This is a genomic window from Mesorhizobium sp. WSM4976, assembly GCF_029625685.1.
GTDB lineage: Bacteria > Pseudomonadota > Alphaproteobacteria > Rhizobiales > Rhizobiaceae > Mesorhizobium.
This window is the reverse complement of sequence record NZ_JARTVT010000079.1, coordinates 1-2,618: the sequence shown is the minus strand read 5'-3', so window position 1 is coordinate 2,618 and position 2,618 is coordinate 1. Positions and strand designations below refer to the sequence as shown.

Annotated in this window: 4 protein-coding genes; all 4 read left to right on the top strand. The window is 65.4% G+C overall.

The annotated features are described in order from the left end of the window. Positions 1-234 precede the first annotated feature (234 nt). The 4 genes from P9272_RS35700 to P9272_RS35685 all read left to right on the top strand — a co-directional run bounded on the left by P9272_RS35700 (position 235) and on the right by P9272_RS35685 (position 2,465). The gene (locus tag P9272_RS35700; protein ID WP_278164892.1) at positions 235-582 is read left to right on the top strand and encodes a hypothetical protein; all 348 of its coding nucleotides are present in this window, start codon (positions 235-237) and stop codon (positions 580-582) included. Positions 583-848: 266 nt separating this feature from the next. Continuing rightward, complete coding sequence (locus tag P9272_RS35695) at positions 849-1,220, top strand: hypothetical protein (RefSeq protein WP_128261440.1); 372 nt, start codon at positions 849-851, stop codon at positions 1,218-1,220. Between the two features lie 257 nt (positions 1,221-1,477). After that, positions 1,478-2,104 (top strand): CDGSH iron-sulfur domain-containing protein, encoded by a 627-nt coding sequence (locus P9272_RS35690; protein ID WP_278164889.1) that lies wholly within the window; start codon positions 1,478-1,480, stop codon positions 2,102-2,104. Between the two features lie 58 nt (positions 2,105-2,162). After that, positions 2,163-2,465, top strand: coding sequence for a cupredoxin family copper-binding protein (locus P9272_RS35685; RefSeq protein WP_278164887.1), 303 nt, complete (start codon positions 2,163-2,165; stop codon positions 2,463-2,465). Positions 2,466-2,618: the final 153 nt, after the last annotated feature.

Here is a 2,618-nt window from a genome sequence, read left to right as displayed (position 1 = left end):
CAACTCAGGGGGAAAACTGTAACCCATGTATCCGGTTCAAAGTGTTACCCATCTATCGGCTGGACACCAAGCTTTGAGACGCTGGCGGGACAGCGCCCCTCTCTGGCCCGCCGGGCTTTCGTCGCTCGGAAAGCCAATCAATTGGCTTCCCGTCCGCTGCGCGGACCGCTCCTCAACCCACAAGGGGGGAGATTACGCACTCAACCCGTGCTCTACTCCGCCGGGGACCTCGCCATGATTCGCGCTCTGCTCGCCTTCCTTCTCCTCACCACGCCGGCCTTCGCCGCCGACATGTCGGTGTTCGTGCGCAACCAGCGTTCGGACGGCGTCGCGCTGGAGCTGTTCAGCCGCGACAGCCAGAAAGTATGGCCGGGTGGCGACAAGGTCTTCCTCATCCGGCCGAAGGCGAGGAAATCCGTGCCGATCTCCTGCGAGCCGGGCGAGCATATCTGCTGGGGCGCCTGGGTGGACGGCAACGATTCCGTCAGCGCCGGCGTCGGCCCCGATAACGATCAGCCCTGCGACACCTGCTGCTTCATCTGCGCGGAGCATTCCACCGAGACGGTGGACCTGGCGGAGTAGCGCGGGGCGTTGAAGCTGCTGTTCCTCGCCCCCGCGGAAGGCGGGGGGAGAGGTGGCCGCGAAGCGGACGGAGAGGGGGCTTTCGTAGGGCGCTCCCCTCTCCGTCTCGGCTTCGCCGAGCCACCTCTCCCCACTTTCGTGGGGCGAGGAACCTTAATCCTGCGGCGCCGCTCACCTATTTCCTCCTCACCCCCCCTTGGCATTGCCCCACGCCATGCCATCATCCGCCATCGGCCGTGGGGGCCGATTCTACCTTGGGGGTTCTCATGTCCATCTCTTTCGCGCGCCGCGCCGCCGCAGCGCTTTCGCTTGCCGTCCTCATCGCGCCAGCCGCCCATGCCGGCGACGTCACCTTCCAGATCAGGAACGGCCATCCCAACGCCATGCGCGTCGAGCTCTACAGCCAGGACCGCGACTATGTCTGGCCGGGCGAGGGCAAGGACTTCTATCTCGACGACGGCGAGACCAAGCAACTGCCGATCTCCTGCAACGAAGGCGAGAAGATCTGCTACGGGGCCTGGGTCGACGGCGATGAAAGCACCTATTGGGGCGTCGGCCCCAACAACCAGCAGAGCTGCGAGGACTGCTGCTACACCTGCAGCGGCGGGCAAACGGAGGAGATCGACTTGGAGGAGTAGCGGGGCGCTGTTCCCTCGAATTTTGCGTGCTTGGGTTCCTCGCCCCGCCAGAGGCGGGGAGAGGTGTCCGCGAAGCGGACGGAGAGGGGTCCTTCGTAGGGCGCTCCCCCTCTCCGTCTCGGCTTCGCCGAGCCACCTCTCCCCCATTTCTTGGGGGCGAGGAACCTTGTCGTCCAAGACTGCCCATCCTCCCAGCTTGACGCCCTTCGCGCCCGCGCCCTAGCCTGATCTCCACCCCAACAGGAGAGCCCACCCAAATGGCAGGCACGGTCGAAGGCGAGAAGATCGACGTTTCCTTCAGCGGCAAGCGCTGCATCCATTCGCGCAACTGCGTGCTCGGCAACCCGCATGTCTTCGTGCCCAACGCGCCGGGCGAGTGGATCCACCCGGAAGCGGCGAGCGTCGAGCAGGTGGTGGCGCTGGCCGAAAACTGCCCGTCGGGCGCGATCACCTACACCAGAAAGGATGGCGGGCCGCAGGAGAAGCCGCCGGTGGTCAACACCGTTCGCGTGCGGGAAAACGGCCCGCTGGCGGTGCATGCCGAGATCGTGCTGGGCGACGAGACGTTCTTCCGCGCCACGCTCTGCCGCTGCGGCGCCTCGCAGAACAAGCCGTTCTGCGACAACAGCCACATCAAGGCCGGCTTCATTGCCACCGGCGAGCCGCCGCTGAAGGAGGCGCAGGTGCTGGACGCTCGGGACGGCCCGCTGAAGGTGACGCCCACCAGCAACGGACCGCTGAAGGTCGAAGGCAATGCCGAGATCGTCACCGGCACTGGCCACACCATCGCCCGCACCACGAAGGTGTTCCTCTGCCGCTGCGGGCATTCGGCCAACAAGCCCTTCTGCGACGGCTCGCACAAAAGAGTGGGGTTTGTGGGATGACAAGCGCCGCGCCGGCGTTAGTTACGTATGAGATTTCGCGCTCAGGAGGATATCCATCATGCGCACCATGCTCGTTCTTGCCCTGCTTGCCCTGGCCATGCCCGCCTATGCCGCCAATCACGCGGTCCAGATCAAGGGCATGAAGTTCAGTCCGTCGAAGATCAGCGTCGCGGTCGGCGACACCATCACCTTCACCAACGCCGATCCGATGACGCATACCGCCACGGCTGGGGATGGCTCCTTCGACACCGGCCAGCTCGCCAAAGGCAAAAGCGCCAAGGTCAAGATCACAGCCGCCGGCGCTCACCCGTTCCACTGCGCGATCCATAGCTCGATGACGGGCACCGTCACGGCGAAATAGAAGCGAGCGGCGCTGCCAGTCTCCCCTTGTGGGCAGGGCAGAGGGGCGTGAGGAACGCGGCGCCTCAAGATCAAGGTTCCTCGCCCCACGAAGTGGGGAGAGGTGGCTCGGCGAAGCCGAGACGGAGAGGGGAGCGCCCTACGAAGGCCCCCT